Here is a 17,377-nt window from a genome sequence, read left to right on the forward strand (position 1 = left end):
TCGGATGTCAGGAGCCGAGCAGCGCGATCAGCTGCGCCTTGTTCAGGCGCGAGTAGCCGGCGTGCCCCGCGTCGCGTGCGCGGGAGCGCAGCTGGACGACGGTGAGGGCGTCGAGGGCGGTATCGGGTGCCGGCTTCGCAGGTGCCCGCCGTACGGCGGGCTTGGCAGAGGCGGCTTTCGTCGGCGCGGTCGCCGCCGCGGGGATCGCGGCCTTCGCCGGCGTGCGGCGGGCAGCGGGCTTCACTGCCGGCTTGGCGGCGGGCTGCTCGGCGCTTGCGGGAGCCTCCGCCGCCTTATCCGCCTTGGACGCCTTATCCGCATGGCGCTCGCGCTTCGCGGTCTCCCGCGCTGCCTTCTCGGCGACCTTCTTCGCAGCGGCGATCGCTTCGCGCACGGCCTTCTCGTCGGCCTTCGCGACGATCTTCTCGGCCGCCTTCTGCAGACGCTTCGTCGCGGCGACAGCGTCCTTCTCGACCTTGCGAGGCTTGCGGGCGATCTTCTTCGACGAGACGTCCGCCGCATCCTTGGCGTCCTCGAGCAGCGGACGCAGCTTCTTGGCGTCCTTCTTCGGCACCGTCTTCAGGAGCTTCTTGGCGTCCTTCGCCGCGCCGGCCGCGGCATCCACCGCCGATGTCGCGGACTTCTGCGCTTTCGTCTTCTTCGCCATCGTGAAACCTCGTATCTCGTGCGTCGTGCGGGAATGCAGGGCGCGCCGCATAGGGTACTCGCCCCAGAAGAACGGTCGGCAAACTGCGCGACCGCAGACGCGGCCGCGCTCCACGGATAGAGTGCCTCCAGACGCAGCAAGCGACCCCGCTGCAGGAAGAGCGATCATGCCCGACGACAAGTCCGTCGACGAAGAGAAGGCGATCGCCGAGATCGTCGACCGCCTGCAGGAGAGGTTCCCGGATGCCTCGCGCGAGAGCATCCTCGACGCCATCGAGAAGTCCCGGGTGACGTTCGCGGGTGCGAAGGTCCGCGACTTCGTGCCGGTGTTGATCGAGAAGGAGGCGAAGGCGCACCTCAAGGGCAAGCGCTGACGTCCGTCATCAGTGATGTCGTGCTTCCTCTCGGCACCAGTGCCCGGGTACTTGCGTAGTACCGACGAGATGTGTCACAAATCGCCGTAGTCGCAGCCGTCGTTTCGCTGTAATTTGCGTACTCGAGCGGGATCTACGTACGCACGGCGGCGAGGAGGCGGGCATGAGGACGAGACACGAGCTGTATCTCTCGGCCATCGACGTCCTGCAGAGCGGCCGCAGTCTCGACATCGAGGGCGAGCATGGGAGCGGGCGTACGCACCTGCTGCAGCGCATCGTGGAGTACTTCGTCGGCATCGGGTGGAAGACGATCGCGGTCCGCGGACTGTCGTCCTTCGCGCAGGTACCCCTCGTCGCACTCCGCGTCGCGGGTGTGACCGAAGCGCAGGACGGTCGGGTCGCGAGCATCGCCGCCGCCGTCACGGCGATCACGGGCTCGGTCGCCCCGGGGCGCACCGTCATCGTCGTGGATGACTGGGACATGCTCGACCCGTTCTCGTCGGGCGTTCTGCGCACCGTGCAGGATCAGGCTTCGGTGCCGATCCTGTCGTCCCGACTGGTGCATCGAGGCCGCCATGATCCCGTCCTGCCGACGGGAGCATTCACGACCACGTACGCGATGCGACTGCCCGGAATGGGCTATGCCGAGCTCGAGGCCGCCCTCGAAGCGGTCTGCGGATACCGCATCGATCCGGGCACGCTCAGTCGCCTGTTCGCGAAGTCCGGAGGAAACGTCGGCCTCGCAGCCGCGATCGTCGACGCCGCCCGTCGTGCGGGCACCCTTGCGATCGACGGGGGAGTCGCCCACGCGACCGGCTCACTGTGGACACCGGCGCTGCGGCACATGGCCGAAGTGATCCTGCATCCGCTCTCGCGCAAGTCCGTCGACGCGCTCGAGGTCCTCGGACTGCTCGGACCGATCGGGATCGCGACGGCGATCCGAGCCGTCGGAGTCAAGCACCTGAGCGAGCTGGAGGACAGGGCCTTCCTCTCGGTCGTCGACGTCGGCGGCAGCCGCATCGTCTCGATCCGCCCGCCGCTCCTGGTCGAGTACTTCCGTCATGAGTCCCTCGCGGGGCGGCGGTCGGAGCTCCTCGCTGTCCTGGACGGTGTGCTCGCGGAGGGCGCCGGGCTCGAGGAGGACGGGCCCGCGACCGCGCGTGATGCCGCCGTCTTCGTCCGGCTCGTCCACGACCAGACGCGCAGGCGAACCCTGCGGGCGCGGGAGGCCTGGCATTCGGCGCCGACTCTCGCCCATGCGACGGCACTGCTCTCGGCCCTCGAGGTCGACGGCGCGCACGGCGGCGACGAGCTCGACGCGCTCGTCGCCGCTGCCCACGGACTCGACGGATCGGAGCGCGAGACCGCAGAGTGGGAAGCCGCCCGGCTGGCGGCGCGTGCGGTGCGCGGCGACGCCGAAGCCGCCGTCGTGGAGTTGCGTGCTCGAGCCGTCGCACTCCCGCACGAGGGCGGGTTGCTCCTCGGCCGCGCCGCCGAGCTCGAATCGACGTTCCTGATCGTGCCGGAGAGAGACCCGCTCGACAGCGCCGACGTATCCCGATTCTCGACGGATGCCCACGCCGCCGTGCTGCGGGCACGAGCGTTCTGGATGCTGGCCCGAGGACTCGGCGAGCAGGCGGATGCCGTGCTCGCGCGCCGGGCGGCACTCGGCCCGGAGCCCGACCCGGTCGCAGACGCCCTTGTCGTCGTGGCGCATCTCACGGCCGAGCGGTTCGACGTCGCGGCGCGCCTGGCGGGCACTGCCCTGGACGCGGCGCAGCGGAACCTCGACGCGCCCCTCATCCGCATGTACGCCTTCCTCGCGGCACTCTGCGCCTCGATGGACCGCCGCCCGGACGACGCCGACCACATCCTCAGCGAGTCGGCGTTCCTGGGGCTCGCCGCGCCGTACCCCTCGCTCTCGTTCATCGGACTCAAGACGATGGCGGCCGAGATGGCCGCGCGCCGCGGTCAGCGCGGGCTCATGGAGCAGCTGCTGGCCGAGATCGATTCCGCGGGGCTCGTGGACGGTCCGCTCGTCGGGCAGACGAGCGGCATGCCGTACGCGCGGATGGCCTACATCGAAGGTGGGCCGGCGGCTGCGGCAGCGGCGTGTCTTGATGCCGGGGACGCACTGTGGGAGCGGGGTGCGCTGTTCTCCGCGGCCTGCTGCTACCTCGAAGCCCTCGCGTACTCGCCGGAGGAAGCGACGTGGGAGCGCGTCTCGGAGCGCATCGACGCCGTGCCGATGGCGGGCATCGTCCGCCAGCGGCGGATCGCCGAGGCGCTCGTCCGCCGGGACGCCGACGCGATCGTCGCCGTGGTCGACGAGCTCGAAACAGCTCAGCGGCCGCGGGAGGCGCTCCACGTCGCCGCGGTCGCCGTCGCGACCTTCGACGCAGCCGGCATGCCCGACGTGGTCGCGCGGATAGCCGCGCAGCGCGAAAGGCTTCGTCCCGACGGCGACCCGGCCGACGGCATCGCGCCCGTCACCCTCACGCCCCGCGAGCGCGAGATCGCCGAACTCGTCGCCTCGGGTCTTCCCAACGCCGTCATCGCCGAGGCGCTCGTCATCTCGGTCCGAACGGTCGAATCGCACGTCAACCGTCTGCTGCGCAAAGCGGGGTTGAGCAGACGTCAGGACGTCAAGGCGTTCCTGCTCGCGCAGGATTCGCTGCGCTAACGCACCCCGACGTCGTCGACGGGCGCATCGGCGACGATCGTGGATGCCCCGGACAGCGCCGTGAGCGCCTCGTCGAGCCGGGAGGCGAGGTACGCGTGACCCTCGGTCGAGGGATGGTCGTTGCCGAGCTCGCTCGTATCGATCACGGAACCGTAGTTCGCGTCGGTGATCCACTCCTGCTCGATCGGCGAGATGTAGAGCCAGCCCCGCTCGGCCGCGAACGACGCGAGGTCGGCGTCGATTTGCGCGGTCTCCTTCTCGACCGGAAGGATCTGCGGAGCCGGGCCCAGCACCACGATCTGCGCGTCGGGGTAGAGCGCCGCCAGATCGTCCCACGCACTCGTGACGGCGGACTCGTAGCCGCCAGGGTAGAGGCGCCGGTCGTTGATCGAGCCCTCGACGATGACGAGGTCGGGGTCGAGCGAGGGATCGAGCGCCGCGATCCGCTCGCCGTATGCGGGCCCGTCGTAGCCGGGCTTGAGGTAGCCGCTGCCGCGCACGCCGTCGACGATCGCGTTCCACCCGAGCTTCTCGGCGGCGACGTACGCGAAGCCGAGCGTGGGCTCGGTGGCGGCGGAACCGTAGACCCACGAATCGCCGAAGACGAGGACGGTCGGATGCTGCGGCAGCGCGAGTGGGACGGTCGCCGGGGGAGCGGCATCCACTGCGGCGACGACCGGTGGTGTCGTCGCCGTCGAAGGCCTGGTCAGGCCGACGGCGCACACGATCGCGACGGCGGCCGCGACGCCCGCGAGAGCGAGCCACGAACGCCGTGCGCGGGGGCGTCCGTGCGCATGCATTCCACGAGGGTAAACGACGTCGGCGGAATCCGTGCATCCCGGTTTCCGACAGCGTCTGACCGCGTGTCGCGGGGCATCGCTGTGGGCGCTCCACACCCCGTTCGCCGCACGCCATCCGGCATGCGAGGATTCTTCGGTGCAACGTGTCGTGACCGCTGAACTGGACCTCGATCTGGGGGCGTCCGTCGACCTCATCCTGCAGATCACGGCTGCCCAGCAGACGCCCGTCGCGAGCGAGTCGCTCACCTTCACGCAGGGCGATCGCGTCTACACGCCGACCGAGATCATCGACCAGTCCGGCAGCCGTCTGCACCGCCTGACGGCCGAGCCCGGGCTCCTCGAGGTGCGCTACGAGGCGACCATCGAGGGGCAGAACGTGTCGTCGCGCACGAGCGACCTCGAGGCCATCACCTACCTGCGTCCGAGCCGCTACGCGCAGTCCGACGAGGTCTTCCCGCAGGCGCGGCGCCAGTTCAAGGGGCTGCACGGCCACGACCTCATCGCCGCGGTGTCGGACTTCGTCGCCACGAGCACCACCTACACCCCCGGTCTGAGCGCCGGCACCGACAGCGCCGTCACGACGCTCATGACGGGGCAGGGCGTGTGTCGCGATTACGCGCACCTCGTCATCGCCCTGCTGCGCGCGATGGACATGCCGGCCCGCTACGCCGCCTGCTACGCGCCGGGCCTGCGGCCGATGGACTTCCACGCCGTCGCCGAGGCGTACCTCGACGGCGCGTGGTACGTGATCGACGGCACGCGCCTGGCGAACCGGCGCTCCCTGGTGCGGATCGCGACGGGTCGGGATGCCGCGGACTGCGCGTTCCTCAGCTACCACGGCGGGTACGTCGGGCTGCAGCGCATGCACGTCGACGCCTGGGTCGTGCCCGACGACACCGGATTCGCGGAGTCCGCGGCATCCATCGACGACTACGCCCCCACCTCCGACGACTTCACCGAACTCGTCCAGATCTCATAAATATCAGTCATTGCTGATATCAAGCATGAGTGATATAACGGTTTCATGCACGCTCTCGACGTCCTCGGCGATCCGGTCCGCCGCCGCCTCGTCGAGCTCCTCGCGCAGGGAGACAGAGCCGCGGGGGAGCTCACCGATGTCGTGCGGGCCGAGTTCGGCATCAGCCAGCCCGCCGTCTCGAACCACCTGAAGGTCCTGCGCGACGCGGGCTTCGCGCAGAGCGTCGCGGCCGGATCCCGCCGCATCTACGCCCTCCGGGGCGAGCGCATGACCGAAGCGCAGCGGTGGGTCGACGAGCAGGTCGGCCTGTGGACGACGACGCTCGACGCGCTCGACACCGAGCTGCACCGCGGCCGTCGCGCCGCATCCGAGGAGGAATCATGACCGATCCGATCGTCCGCGCCCTCACGGGGGACGCCGCGCAGCAGACGGTGTCGCTGGCTCGCGAGTACCGTGCGGCTCCCGCCGAGGTGTGGCACGCGATCACGACGCCGGAGCGCATCGCGCGCATCCTCGGCGCGCTCACGGGGCCGGTTCCGACCGCACCGGGTGACGTGTTCCACATCGACATCGGTGGCGAACGTGTGCGGCGGGCCGAGCTCATGAAGTGCGCCGCCCCTTACGAGCTCGCCTACACCTGGTGGTCGGGCGACGACGATCCGGGCTCGGTGCGCATCCGCCTCACTCCGACCGGCGACGGCACGCGCGTGACCATCACGCATGATCGCCTGCGCCCGCACTGGACGGGCGGCTACGGCGCGGGGTGGGAGGCCTCTCTGGCGGCGCTCGCCGAGGTCCTCGGCTCGCCCGCCGCGATCGCTCCGGCCGCGGACTGGTCGCTCCTTCAGGAGCGACCGCTCGAGCTGACGCTGCGGATGGAGGCTCCGCGCGATCGCGTCTGGGATGCCTGGACGACGTCATCGGGTCTCGCGACGTGGTGGTGGAGCCACTGGACGGGCGTCGAGATCATCGCCGACGTGCGGGTCGGCGGTGCGTACCGGTTCGCCGCGCCGGCGCAGGGGATGGCGGTCGCGGGGGAGTACCTCGTGGTCGACCCGCTCGAACGCCTCGCCTTCACGTGGGTGTGGAGCGACGACGACGGCGTCTCGGTCGATGAGGCCGTCGAGGTGATGTTCGCGGAGGATGCCGGGGGCACCGCCCTCACGGTCCGTCATACCGGCCCGTGGCCCAGCGACGAACCCGTCGAGTCGTACCGCCAGGGCTGGGAGTTCGTCCTCGGCGCACTCCGCTCCGCGGTCGGCTGAGGTACAGCGCCGCCGAACTAGACTGGTGCGGTTATGGATCCCGCAGCCCTCTCCGCCGCTCTGCTCGCTGTCGTCACCCCGCTCGCCGAGGCGCGACGCGAAGGCGCAGCGTCCGGACTCACGGCATCCGACCTCCCGCTCGAACGTCCGAAGAACCGCGACCACGGCGATTGGGCATCCAACGTCGCGCTGCGACTCGCGAAGAACGTCGGCGCGAACCCGCGCGAGTTCGCCGCCGAGGTCGCCGAAGGCCTCGCGGCCATCGACGGCATCGCGAGCGTCGAGGTCGCCGGTCCCGGGTTCATCAACATCCGACTGGATGCCGCGGCCGCCGGCGCGCTCGCCAAGACGATCGTCGACGCGGGCGCGGACTTCGGCACGAACGAGTCGCGCTCCGACGAGATCATCAACCTCGAGTTCGTCTCGGCGAACCCGACCGGCCCGATCCATCTCGGCGGCACGCGCTGGGCCGCCGTCGGCGACTCGCTCGCCCGCATCCTGTCCTCGCAGGGCGCCAAGGTCACCCGCGAGTACTACTTCAACGACCACGGTGCTCAGATCGACCGCTTCGCGCGCAGTCTCGTCGCGGCGCACGAGGGCCTGCCGACACCCGAGGACGGCTACGGCGGCGGCTACATCGACGACATCGCCCGTCGGGTCGCGCTCGCCTACGAGGGCGACATCGACGCGCTCGACGCCGACGCGAAGCAGGAGGCCTTCCGCGAGCTCGGCGTGAACTTCATGTTCGACGAGATCAAGAAGAGCCTGCACGATTTCGGGGTCGACTTCGACGTCTACTTCCATGAGAACGATCTGCACGAGTCGGGCGCCGTCGAGCGCGCCGTCGCTCGCCTGAGCGAACTCGGCCACATGTTCGAGGCCGATGGTGCGGTGTGGCTGCGCTCGACGACGTTCGGCGACGACCGCGACCGCGTCGTCATCCGCTCCAACGGCACGCCCGCCTACATCTCGGGCGACCTCGCCTACTACCTCGACAAGCGCGAGCGCGGGTTCAACCGCTGCATCATCATGCTCGGTGCCGATCACCACGGCTACGTGCAGCGCCTCATGGCGATGACGGCCGCGTTCGGCGACGAGCCGGGCGTCAACCTCCAGATCCTCATCGGCCAGATGGTCAACCTCGTCAAGGACGGCCAGCCCGTGCGCATGTCCAAGCGCGCCGGCACGGTCGTGACGCTCGAGGACCTCGTCGAGGTCGTGGGGAAGGATGCCGCGCGCTACGCGCTCGTGCGCAGCTCCACCGACTCGAACCTCGACGTCGACCTCGACGTGCTGCAGAAGCGCACGAACGACAACCCCGTCTTCTACGTGCAGTACGCCCACGCGCGCACGCACAACGTCGCGCGCAATGCGGCGGCATCCGGTGTCGACCGCTCGGAGTTCGCACCCGAGCTGCTGACGCACGAGACCGAGTCGGCGCTGCTGGGGGCGCTGCAGGAGTTCCCCCGCGTCGTGGCGTACTCGGCCGAGGTGCGCGAGCCGCACCGCATCGCGCGCTATCTCGAGGAGCTCGCCGGGCTCTACCACCGCTGGTACGACAACTGCCGCGTCATCCCGCTCGGCGACGGTCCGGTCGAATCCGTGCACCGCACCCGCCTGTGGCTCAATGACGCGACCGGTCAGGTGCTGCGCAACGGCCTGACGCTCCTGGGCGTCGACGCACCGGAGCGGATGTAACCCGCGTGAGCGGCACGGTGCCGATCCGCGTCGAGGGCGAGCCCGTCCGGCGTCGTCGCTGGCCGTGGATCGTCGCGGTGCTCGTCGTCATCGGCCTCCTCGTCGGGGCGTGGTTCCTCGCCGAAGCGATCGCGCGATCGCTCGTGACCAACGCGATCCGCGGGATCGTGGCATCCGACCTCGGTCTCTCGGCCGACCAGCAGTTCGACGTCGAAGTCGGGGGCACCGTCATCCCGCAGCTCATCGGCGGCAGTCTCGATGACGTCACGGTCGCGGCCGAAGACGTCGTGCTGCGGGGTTTCGCGGGCGATGTGACGGTACAGGCGCAGGACATCGCCCTGAACGGATCGTCCGTGGGCAGCGCGACGGCGACGGTCGCGCTCGACGCCGATCAGCTGCGCGCCCTGATGGCGAACGTCGACGGCTTCCCCGAGGAGACCCTCGGGATCGCCGAGCCGGATGTCACCGTCTCGACCGAGCTGTCGCTGTTCGGCGTCGCGGTCCCGATCGGCGTGTCGCTCACCCCGAGTGCCGACGAGGGAGACCTCGTCCTGACCCCCGCGTCGCTGCAGGTCGCGGGTGCGGATGTCACGGCCGACGAGCTGCGCCGCCAGTTCGGCGTGCTCTCCAACGCCGTTCTGCGCGACTGGCCGGTCTGCATCGCGTCGAGCCTGCCCGCGGGTCTCACGCTCTCGACGGTGGATGTCAGGGGAGACGAGCTCGTGGCGACGCTCGACATCGCCCCGTCGATGCTCACCGACCCCGCGATGCGCGAACCCGGCACCTGCTGACACATGCCGGGGCGTGGATGCCGTGTGCCCTAGACTTCTGGAACCGCCGCGGGCGTGCATCCACCGCCCGGAATTCTTGCGCCGAAGCTTCCATCTGATTGGTTCCACCGTGTCCGCCGTTCCGTCCTCTCGCACCCCGGCTCCGTCGTGGCTGCGGATTCCGGATGATGCGAACGCCCTCGCGCCCGCGGTCTGGCCGAGCGGGAGCGATCGCGATGCCGACGGCGTGATCCGCATCGGGGGAGTGTCGGCGACGGCGCTCGCCGAGCGGTTCGGCACACCGCTGTACGTCCTCGACGAGGACGACGTGCGCGCTCACGCGCGCCGCACGCTCGCCGCGTTCCGTGCCGCCGCCGCCGCACACGGCGTACAGGCACGCGTGTACTACGCGGGCAAGGCGTTCCTGTCGACCGAGGTCGTGCGCTGGGTGGCCGACGAGGGCCTGGCCGTCGACGTCTGCAGCGGCGGGGAGCTCGCCGTCGCTCTGCGCGCGGGCGCGGACCCGGCGCACCTCGGGTTCCACGGCAACAACAAGAGCGTGACGGAGCTCGAGAACGCGGTCGACGTCGGCATCGGGTCGATCGTCATCGACAGCATCGTCGAGCTCGACCGCCTCGCGGCGATCGCCGAGCGCCGCGGGGTCGAGCAGAGCGTCCTCATCCGCGTGAACAGCGGCGTGCACGCCGAGACGCACGACTTCCTCGCGACGGCGCACGAGGACCAGAAGTTCGGCTTCACCCTGCAGGATGCCCCGGCCGTCGCAGATCGCGTGCGCGCGGCATCCGGTCTCCAGCTCGTCGGCCTGCACTGCCACATCGGCTCGCAGATCTTCGGCACCGCCGGCTTCCAGGAGTCCGCCGCCCGCCTCGTCGAGGTGCACGCGGCGATCGGCGACCTGCCGGTCCTCAACCTCGGGGGAGGATTCGGCATCGCCTACACGTCGGTGGACGACCCGACGCCGATCGATGAGCTCGCGGCCGGGATCATCGACGCCGTCGCCGCCGAGTGCGCGCGCCGCGGCATCCCGGTCCCGAACCTCGCGTTCGAGCCGGGCCGGGCGATCGTCGGCCAGGCCGGGGTCACGCTCTACCGGGTCGGAACGACCAAATCGGTCGAGCTCGGCGAAGGGGCTGTCCGCCTGTACGTGAGCGTCGACGGCGGCATGAGCGACAACGCGCGCCCCGCCCTGTACGGCGCGCAGTTCTCGGCGCGCATCGCGTCGCGGGCGTCGGGTGACGAGCCCGCTCTCGTGCGGGTCGTCGGCAAGCACTGCGAATCGGGCGACATCGTCGTGGACCACGAGTACCTCCCGGCCGACGTGTCGCCCGGGGATCTGCTGGCCGTGCCCGCGACGGGTGCCTACTGCTTTTCGCTCGCGAGCAATTACAACTACGTCCCGCGCCCGCCGGTCGTCGCCGTGCGCGGCGGCGAGGCGCGCATCATCGTGCGCGGTGAGACGATCGACGATCTGCTTTCCCGCGACGCGGGGATCCCCACGAAAGGCACTGTATGACCGACTACCGCCGTCTGCGGGTCGCACTGCTGGGCGCGGGGGCCGTCGGCTCCCAGGTCGCAGCGCTCCTGCTCCGCCACGGTGACGAGCTCGCCGATCGTGCGGGCGCGACGCTCGAGCTCGCCGGCATCGCCGTGCGCGACCTGGACGCGCCCCGCGACGCCGATCTGCCGAAAGAGCTCTTCACGACCGACGCCGAGACGCTCATCCTGGGTTCCGACATCGTCATCGAGCTGATGGGCGGTATCGAGCCGGCGCGCACCTACATCCTGCAGGCGATCAACTCGGGCGCCGATGTCGTGACGGCCAACAAGGCTCTGCTCGCGACGTACGGCTCCGAGATCTTCGATGCGGCGGATCAGGTCGGCGCATCGGTCTACTACGAAGCCGCCGCGGCGGGCGCGATCCCCATCATCCGGCCGCTGCGCGACTCGCTCGCGGGCGACCGCGTCCAGCGCATCATGGGCATCGTCAACGGCACGACGAACTACATCCTCGACCGCATGGACACCGAGGGTGCCGAATTCCTCGACGTCCTGGCCGACGCGCAGGCGCTCGGCTACGCCGAAGCCGACCCGACGGCCGACGTCGAGGGGTTCGATGCGGCGCAGAAGGCCGCGATCCTGGCATCCCTCGCCTTCCACACGACCGTGCCCCTCGAGACCGTGCACCGTGAGGGGATCACCAAGATCGACAAGGGGATGATGGATGCCGCGCGCCACGCCGGCTACGTCATCAAGCTCCTCGCGGTGTGCGAGCGCCTCGCCGACGGCGGTGCCGAGTCCATCTCCGTGCGGGTCTATCCCGCCCTCGTCAACCGCGACCACCCGCTCGCGAGCGTGCACGGCGCGAACAACGCCGTCTTCGTGCAGGCCGAGGCCGCGGGCAATCTCATGTTCTACGGCGCCGGCGCCGGCGGCGTGCAGACCGCTTCCGCCGTGCTGGGCGACGTCGTCTCGGCGGCGCGCCGCCACATCGCCGGCGGCGTCGGTGTGGGCGAGTCCACCCGGGCGAACCTGCCGATCGTCCCGGTCGGCCACGTCGTGACGCGCTACCAGGTGACCCTCGAGGTCGCCGATGAGCCCGGTGTGCTCGCGACGGTCGCCGGCATCCTGAGCGAGGGCAACGTCTCGATCGCGACGGTCGAGCAGACCGTCACGGGTGAGGACGCCACGACGGCCCGCCTCGTGATCGGCACGCACCGGGCGCGCGAACAAGACCTGAGCGACACCGTCGAACGACTCGCCGCGAGCGATGTCGTCGTGCGGGTCGTCTCGATGCTGCGAGTAGAAGGAGACTGACATGGCACACGTCTGGCGCGGAGTCCTGCGCGAGTACGCCGATCGACTGGGTGTGACGGATGCTTCGACCGTCGTGACCCTCGGCGAGGGCGGTACGCCGCTGCTCCCGGCCCCCGCGCTTTCGCGCATCACGGGCGCCGACGTCTGGGTCAAGTTCGAGGGCATGAACCCGACCGGTTCGTTCAAGGACCGCGGCATGACGGTCGCGCTGTCGCGCGCCGTCGAGCACGGCGCGAAGGCCGTCATCTGCGCCTCGACGGGCAACACCTCGGCTTCGGCCGCCGCGTACGCCGCGCACGCGGGGATCACCGCGGCCGTCCTCGTGCCCGAGGGCAAGATCGCGATGGGCAAGCTCTCGCAGGCGGTGGCGCACAACGGGCGGCTCATCCAGATCCGCGGGAACTTCGACGACTGCCTCGAGATCGCGCGCGAGCTCGCCGACCACTATCCGGTGCACCTGGTCAACTCGGTCAACCCCGACCGCATCGAGGGGCAGAAGACGGCGGCATACGAGGTCGTCGAGCAGCTCGGCGATGCCCCCGACTTCCACTTCATCCCGGTCGGCAACGCCGGCAATTACACCGCCTACTCACGCGGCTACCGTGAAGAGGCCGAGCGCGGCGTCTCGACCCGCGTGCCCCGCATGTTCGGCTTCCAGGCCGAGGGCTCCGCGCCACTCGTGCGCGGCGAGGTCGTGAAGAACCCCGAGACGGTCGCATCGGCGATCCGCATCGGCAACCCCGCTTCGTGGGAGCTCGCCCTCGAAGCGCGCGACGCGACCGACGGCTGGTTCGGCGCGATCGACGACGACCGGATCCTCGCGGCGCAGAAGCTCCTCGCGGGCGAAGTGGGCATCTTCGTCGAGCCGGCCTCCGCGATCAGCGTCGCGGGACTGCTCGACCGCTCCGAGGCGGGGATCGTCCCCGCCGGATCCCGTGTCGTCCTCACGGTCACCGGACACGGCCTCAAGGACCCCCAGTGGGCGCTGCGGAACGCCGACGGAACGACGGTGGAGCCCACCGTGGTGGACGCCACGACCTCGGAAGTGGCATCCGTCCTGGAGCTCGCCCCGGTCGAGGCGACCGCGTGACACGATCCGTCCTCGTACGGGTTCCCGCGACGAGCGCGAACCTGGGGCCGGGATTCGACACCCTCGGCCTCGCCCTGAGCGTGTACGACGAGCTCGTCGTGACCGCGCTTTCGGACGGCGAACTCGAGATCGTGGTCTCGGGTGAAGGCGCGGACGACGTACCCCGCGACGCGTCGAACCTCGTCGTGCGCTCGATCGCCTACGCGTTCGAGGCGATGGGACGACGGATGCCGGGCCTCCGCCTCGAGGCGCGCAACGTCATCCCGCATGGGCGGGGCATGGGCTCGTCGGGCGCCGCCGTCGTCTCGGGACTGCTCGCGGCGAAGGGGCTCCTCGAGGGCGACATCGAGATGGGGGACGAGACGCTCCTCCGCCTCGCGACCGAGCTCGAGGGGCACCCCGACAACGTCGCTCCTGCGCTGTTCGGAGGTCTCACGATCGCGTGGGTCGACGAGGACGGCCCGCAGCACAAGAAGCTCCTCGTCCACCGCGGTGTGGCGCCGCTCGTGCTCGTGCCGGGTTTCACGATGTCCACGAGCGTGGCGCGGAGTCTGCAGCCGCTCCATGTGCCGCGCGAGGACGCCGTGTTCAACGTCTCGCGATCGGCGCTGCTGATCGCCGCGCTCACCCAGAGCCCCGAGCTCATGCTCGCCGCGACGGGCGACAAGCTGCATCAGGACTACCGCGCGCAGGCGATGCCCGAGACCGATCGACTCGTGCGGGCTCTCCGCGGAGCAGGGTTCGCCGCGGTGGTCTCAGGGGCGGGGCCGAGCGTCCTGGTGCTCGCCGACGGTCCGGGTCGCCGGCTCGAGGCGGCTGAGCTCGTCGCCTCGACCACCGACACCCCGTGGGAGGCGCTCATGCTCGCCGTGGACGTCAAGGGTGGTACAGTGAGGGAGTATGCGGAGGGTTCCACGTAACCCGTGAATCTGGCCTCCGTCGCATTTCTGCGAAACCACCGCACACCCCCCGTGCCCGGTCTCTGAGCCTGTCGCAGCACGGTCCCGCAAGGGCCCGAGGTTGATTCAGCCGAGATCGGAACGGGCGTTCATGTCGTGCCCATGCGACCGTGCGGTCGTGCATATCCATCCGAAATCTCATTCGCTTTCACAAGGGAGAACTCGTGGAGTCCATCTCCGAGATCCACATCTCAGGCGCCGAGACCGAAGAGCGCACCGACGCGCCCGAGGCTGACGCCAACATCGAAACCACCGACGCCTCGGCGGTCGCCGAGCCGACCGCGGAGGCGGAAGCCCCCGCTGAGGCTGTCGTCGACGCTGAGGCGCCCGCCGAGGCTGAGGCGCCGGCTGAGCCCGCATCCGTCGATGAGGCCGAGCCGGTCGCTGAGGCCGCGGCCGACGTCGACGCTTTTGTCGCTGAGGCCGAGCCTGCCGCCGAGACCGAAGCACCCGCCGAGGCAGAGGCTCTTGCGGCCGAGGTTGCGCCCGCCGAGGCAGAGGCTGAGGCCCCCGCCGCCAAGCCGGCCCGCAAGCGCGCACCGCGTCGCGCGAAGAGCACCGACCCCAAGCCCGAGGTCGCCGCCGATGAGGCGCCGGTCGAGGCATCCACCGACGAGGCACCCGCCGCCGAAGCGCCCGCTGACGAGACGCCCGCTGACCAGGCATCGGTCGAGGCCGCCGACGACGCGACCGCCACTGACGTGTCCGCCGAAGGCGAAGCCGCTGCCGAGGGCGACGCCCCCGCCGAGGGCACGGGCCGCAGCCGCAGCCGGAGCCGGAGCCGCAACCGCAATCGCAACGCGCAGGCCGACAAGCCGGCGCAGGGTCAGCAGAACGGCCAGAACCAGGCGAACGGCCAGAACCAGTCCCAGGCCGCCGCATCCGACTCCGATGACGAGGGCAACCAGGGCAACGCCCGCAACCGCCAGCGCAACAAGCGTCGTCCGGCGAACGGCCAGGGCGACGAGTTCGAGACCGAGATCGGCGAGGACGACGTCCTGATCCCGATCGCGGGCATCCTCGATGTCCTCGACAACTACGCCTTCGTGCGCACGTCGGGCTACCTGCCCGGCACGAGCGACGTCTACGTCTCGCTCGGTCAGGTCAAGAAGTACAACCTCCGCAAGGGCGACGCCGTCGTCGGCTCGATCAAGCAGCCGCGCGAGGGCGAGCAGTCGAGCCGCCAGAAGTACAACGCGCTCGTCAAGGTCGATGCGATCAACGGCCTTTCGGTCGACGACGCCGCGAACCGCGTCGAGTTCGGCAAGCTCACGCCGCTCTACCCGCAGGAGCGCCTGCGCCTCGAGACGGCGCCCGAGAAGCTCACGCAGCGCATCATCGACCTCGTCGCCCCGATCGGCAAGGGCCAGCGCGGACTCATCGTCGCGCCGCCCAAGGCCGGCAAGACGATCGTCCTGCAGCAGATCGCGAACGCGATCGCGACGAACAACCCCGAGGTCCACCTCATGGTCGTTCTCGTCGACGAGCGCCCCGAAGAGGTCACCGACATGCAGCGCACGGTCAAGGGCGAGGTCATCGCCTCGACCTTCGACCGCCCTGCCGAGGACCACACGACGGTCGCCGAGCTCGCGATCGAGCGCGCCAAGCGCCTCGTCGAGCTGGGCCGCGATGTCGTCGTCCTCCTCGACTCGATCACGCGCCTGGGCCGGGCCTACAACATCTCGGCACCGACGTCGGGTCGCGTGCTGACCGGTGGTGTCGATGCATCCGCCCTCTACCCGCCCAAGCGCTTCTTCGGCGCCGCGCGCAACATCGAGAACGGCGGATCGCTCACGATCCTCGCGACCGCGCTCGTCGAGACCGGCTCCAAGATGGACGACGTGATCTTCGAGGAGTTCAAGGGCACGGGCAACAGCGAACTGCGCCTCTCGCGTCAGCTCGCCGACAAGCGCATCTTCCCGGCGGTCGACGTCAACGCGTCGAGCACCCGTCGCGAAGAGATGCTCCTCTCGCCCGACGAGGTCAAGATCACGTGGAAGCTGCGTCGCGCCCTCGCGGGCCTGGACCCGCAGCAGGCCCTCGAGGTCGTGCTCGGCAAGCTCAAGGAGACGCAGTCCAACGTCGAGTTCCTCGTGCAGATGCAGAAGTCGATCCCGACGCCCGCGTCGAGCGGTGGACGCACGCACGCGGACGACAACAGCATCCGCTGATCCGCGATGTTCGAGTCCGTCCAGGGGCTGATCGACGAGCACAAGGCGGTCCAGGAGGAGCTCTCGGACCCGGCGGTGCACGCCGATGCGGCGCGCGCGAAGCGCGTGAACCGTCGCTACGCCGAGCTCTCGCGCATCGTCAAGGCGCACGAGGACTGGCTCGCGGCCGCTGATGACCTGGAGGCCGCGCGCGAGCTCGCCCGCGAGGACGACGCGTTCGCCGAAGAGGTCCCCGCCCTCGAGGACGGACTGGCGCAGGCGCAGGAACGCCTGCGGCGCCTGCTGATCCCGCGCGACCCCGACGACGCACGCGACGTCATCATGGAGATCAAGGGCGGCGAGGGCGGCGCCGAGAGCGCGCTGTTCGCCGCCGACCTCCTGCGGATGTATCTGCAGTACGCCGCATCGAAGGGGTGGAAGACGGAGCTCCTCGAGCGCACCGAGTCCGACCTCGGCGGCTACAAGGACGTCCAGGTGGCGATCAAGGGCTCGTCGTCGGATCCGGCGCAGGGGGTGTGGGCGCACCTCAAGTACGAGGGCGGCGTGCATCGTGTGCAGCGCGTGCCGGTCACCGAGTCGCAGGGCCGTATCCACACCTCGACGACGGGCGTGCTCGTCTTCCCCGAGGTTGACGAGCCCGAAGAGGTCGACATCAACCCGAACGACCTCAAGATCGACGTGTTCCGGTCATCCGGTCCGGGTGGCCAGTCGGTCAACACCACCGACTCGGCCGTGCGCATCACGCACGTCCCGACGGGGATCGTCGTGTCGATGCAGAACGAGAAGTCGCAGCTCCAGAACCGCGAGGCCGGTATGCGCGTCCTCCGCGCGCGCCTGCTCGCGAAGCAGCAGGAGGAGCGGGATGCCGTGGCATCCGATGCCCGCAAGTCGCAGATCCGCGGCATGGACCGGTCCGAGCGCATCCGCACCTACAACTTCCCCGAGAACCGCATCGCGGATCACCGCACGGGGTACAAGGCGTACAACCTCGACCAGGTGATGGACGGCGCACTCGACCCGATCATCGAGTCGGCGATCACCGCCGACGAAGAGGCCCGCCTCGCGGCACTCGGCGCGGAGTCCTAGC

At 70.1% G+C, this 17,377-nt stretch carries 15 protein-coding genes; 13 read left to right on the forward strand and 2 right to left on the reverse strand.

Annotated elements, in window-relative coordinates:
• Positions 1–7: 7 nt before the first annotated feature.
• Positions 8–667, reverse strand: coding sequence for a hypothetical protein (locus tag MA876_RS06830; RefSeq protein ID WP_248147228.1), 660 nt, complete (start codon positions 665–667; stop codon positions 8–10).
• A 166-nt stretch (positions 668–833) separates the two neighbouring features.
• Between MA876_RS06830 and MA876_RS06835 the strand changes: the two genes are divergently transcribed.
• Together MA876_RS06835 and MA876_RS06840 are read left to right on the forward strand one after the other, a co-directional pair.
• The gene (locus tag MA876_RS06835) at positions 834–1,040 is read left to right on the forward strand and encodes a three-helix bundle dimerization domain-containing protein (protein ID WP_248147230.1); all 207 of its coding nucleotides are present in this window, start codon (positions 834–836) and stop codon (positions 1,038–1,040) included.
• Between the two features lie 163 nt (positions 1,041–1,203).
• Positions 1,204–3,723: a helix-turn-helix transcriptional regulator gene (locus MA876_RS06840; RefSeq protein ID WP_248147232.1), complete on the forward strand. Its 2,520-nt coding sequence runs from the start codon at positions 1,204–1,206 to the stop codon at positions 3,721–3,723.
• Here MA876_RS06840 and MA876_RS06845 read toward each other — a convergent pair.
• Positions 3,720–4,523, reverse strand: coding sequence for an SGNH/GDSL hydrolase family protein (locus MA876_RS06845; RefSeq protein WP_248147233.1), 804 nt, complete (start codon positions 4,521–4,523; stop codon positions 3,720–3,722). The two genes, MA876_RS06840 and MA876_RS06845, sit on opposite strands and share 4 nt — an antisense overlap.
• Before the next feature lie 136 nt (positions 4,524–4,659).
• Between MA876_RS06845 and MA876_RS06850 the strand changes: the two genes are divergently transcribed.
• The 11 genes from MA876_RS06850 (at position 4,660) to prfA (ending at position 17,376) form a co-directional block, all read left to right on the forward strand.
• Positions 4,660–5,502 (forward strand): transglutaminase-like domain-containing protein, encoded by an 843-nt coding sequence (locus MA876_RS06850; protein ID WP_248147234.1) that lies wholly within the window; start codon positions 4,660–4,662, stop codon positions 5,500–5,502.
• A 45-nt stretch (positions 5,503–5,547) separates the two neighbouring features.
• Positions 5,548–5,886, forward strand: a complete 339-nt coding sequence (locus MA876_RS06855; protein ID WP_248147235.1) for an ArsR/SmtB family transcription factor — start codon at positions 5,548–5,550, stop codon at positions 5,884–5,886.
• A complete protein-coding gene (locus MA876_RS06860) occupies positions 5,883–6,767 on the forward strand; it encodes an SRPBCC family protein (RefSeq protein WP_248147236.1) in 885 nt (294 codons plus the stop codon). Before MA876_RS06855 ends, MA876_RS06860 begins: the two co-directional genes overlap by 4 nt.
• Before the next feature lie 33 nt (positions 6,768–6,800).
• Positions 6,801–8,465 carry an arginine--tRNA ligase gene (gene argS / locus MA876_RS06865; protein ID WP_248147237.1) on the forward strand — a complete coding sequence of 555 codons (1,665 nt, stop codon included), beginning with the start codon at positions 6,801–6,803 and terminating at the stop codon, positions 8,463–8,465.
• A gap of 5 nt (positions 8,466–8,470) precedes the next feature.
• Complete coding sequence (locus MA876_RS06870) at positions 8,471–9,256, forward strand: LmeA family phospholipid-binding protein (RefSeq protein ID WP_248147238.1); 786 nt, start codon at positions 8,471–8,473, stop codon at positions 9,254–9,256.
• 109 nt (positions 9,257–9,365) lie between these two features.
• The gene (gene lysA / locus MA876_RS06875) at positions 9,366–10,769 is read left to right on the forward strand and encodes a diaminopimelate decarboxylase (RefSeq protein WP_248147240.1); all 1,404 of its coding nucleotides are present in this window, start codon (positions 9,366–9,368) and stop codon (positions 10,767–10,769) included.
• A complete protein-coding gene (locus MA876_RS06880; protein ID WP_248147242.1) occupies positions 10,766–12,070 on the forward strand; it encodes a homoserine dehydrogenase in 1,305 nt (434 codons plus the stop codon). Before lysA ends, MA876_RS06880 begins: the two co-directional genes overlap by 4 nt.
• Before the next feature lies 1 nt (position 12,071).
• On the forward strand, positions 12,072–13,160 hold the full coding sequence (gene thrC, locus MA876_RS06885; protein WP_248147244.1) for a threonine synthase: 1,089 nt from the start codon (positions 12,072–12,074) through the stop codon (positions 13,158–13,160).
• Positions 13,157–14,080, forward strand: a complete 924-nt coding sequence (gene thrB / locus MA876_RS06890; protein WP_248147246.1) for a homoserine kinase — start codon at positions 13,157–13,159, stop codon at positions 14,078–14,080. Before thrC ends, thrB begins: the two co-directional genes overlap by 4 nt.
• 203 nt (positions 14,081–14,283) lie before the next feature.
• Complete coding sequence (rho, locus tag MA876_RS06895) at positions 14,284–16,290, forward strand: transcription termination factor Rho (protein WP_248147248.1); 2,007 nt, start codon at positions 14,284–14,286, stop codon at positions 16,288–16,290.
• 6 nt (positions 16,291–16,296) lie between these two features.
• On the forward strand, positions 16,297–17,376 hold the full coding sequence (prfA, locus tag MA876_RS06900; protein ID WP_248147249.1) for a peptide chain release factor 1: 1,080 nt from the start codon (positions 16,297–16,299) through the stop codon (positions 17,374–17,376).
• Position 17,377 lies beyond the last annotated feature (1 nt).

It is taken from the genome of Microbacterium aoyamense (genome assembly GCF_023155855.1).
Classification (GTDB): Bacteria; Actinomycetota; Actinomycetes; order Actinomycetales; family Microbacteriaceae; genus Microbacterium; species Microbacterium aoyamense.

What these genes read in the sequence shown, in the direction of transcription:
- MA876_RS06830 (WP_248147228.1), bottom strand. Translation starts at nt 667, where the DNA reads ATGGCGAAGAAGACGAAAGCGCAGAAGTCCGCGACATCGGCGGTGGAT.
- MA876_RS06835 (WP_248147230.1), top strand. Translation starts at nt 834, where the DNA reads ATGCCCGACGACAAGTCCGTCGACGAAGAGAAGGCGATCGCCGAGATC.
- MA876_RS06840 (WP_248147232.1), top strand. Translation starts at nt 1,204, where the DNA reads ATGAGGACGAGACACGAGCTGTATCTCTCGGCCATCGACGTCCTGCAG.
- MA876_RS06845 (WP_248147233.1), bottom strand. Translation starts at nt 4,523, where the DNA reads ATGCATGCGCACGGACGCCCCCGCGCACGGCGTTCGTGGCTCGCTCTC.
- MA876_RS06855 (WP_248147235.1), top strand. Translation starts at nt 5,548, where the DNA reads ATGCACGCTCTCGACGTCCTCGGCGATCCGGTCCGCCGCCGCCTCGTC.
- MA876_RS06860 (WP_248147236.1), top strand. Translation starts at nt 5,883, where the DNA reads ATGACCGATCCGATCGTCCGCGCCCTCACGGGGGACGCCGCGCAGCAG.
- argS (WP_248147237.1), top strand. Translation starts at nt 6,801, where the DNA reads ATGGATCCCGCAGCCCTCTCCGCCGCTCTGCTCGCTGTCGTCACCCCG.
- MA876_RS06880 (WP_248147242.1), top strand. Translation starts at nt 10,766, where the DNA reads ATGACCGACTACCGCCGTCTGCGGGTCGCACTGCTGGGCGCGGGGGCC.
- thrC (WP_248147244.1), top strand. Translation starts at nt 12,072, where the DNA reads ATGGCACACGTCTGGCGCGGAGTCCTGCGCGAGTACGCCGATCGACTG.
- prfA (WP_248147249.1), top strand. Translation starts at nt 16,297, where the DNA reads ATGTTCGAGTCCGTCCAGGGGCTGATCGACGAGCACAAGGCGGTCCAG.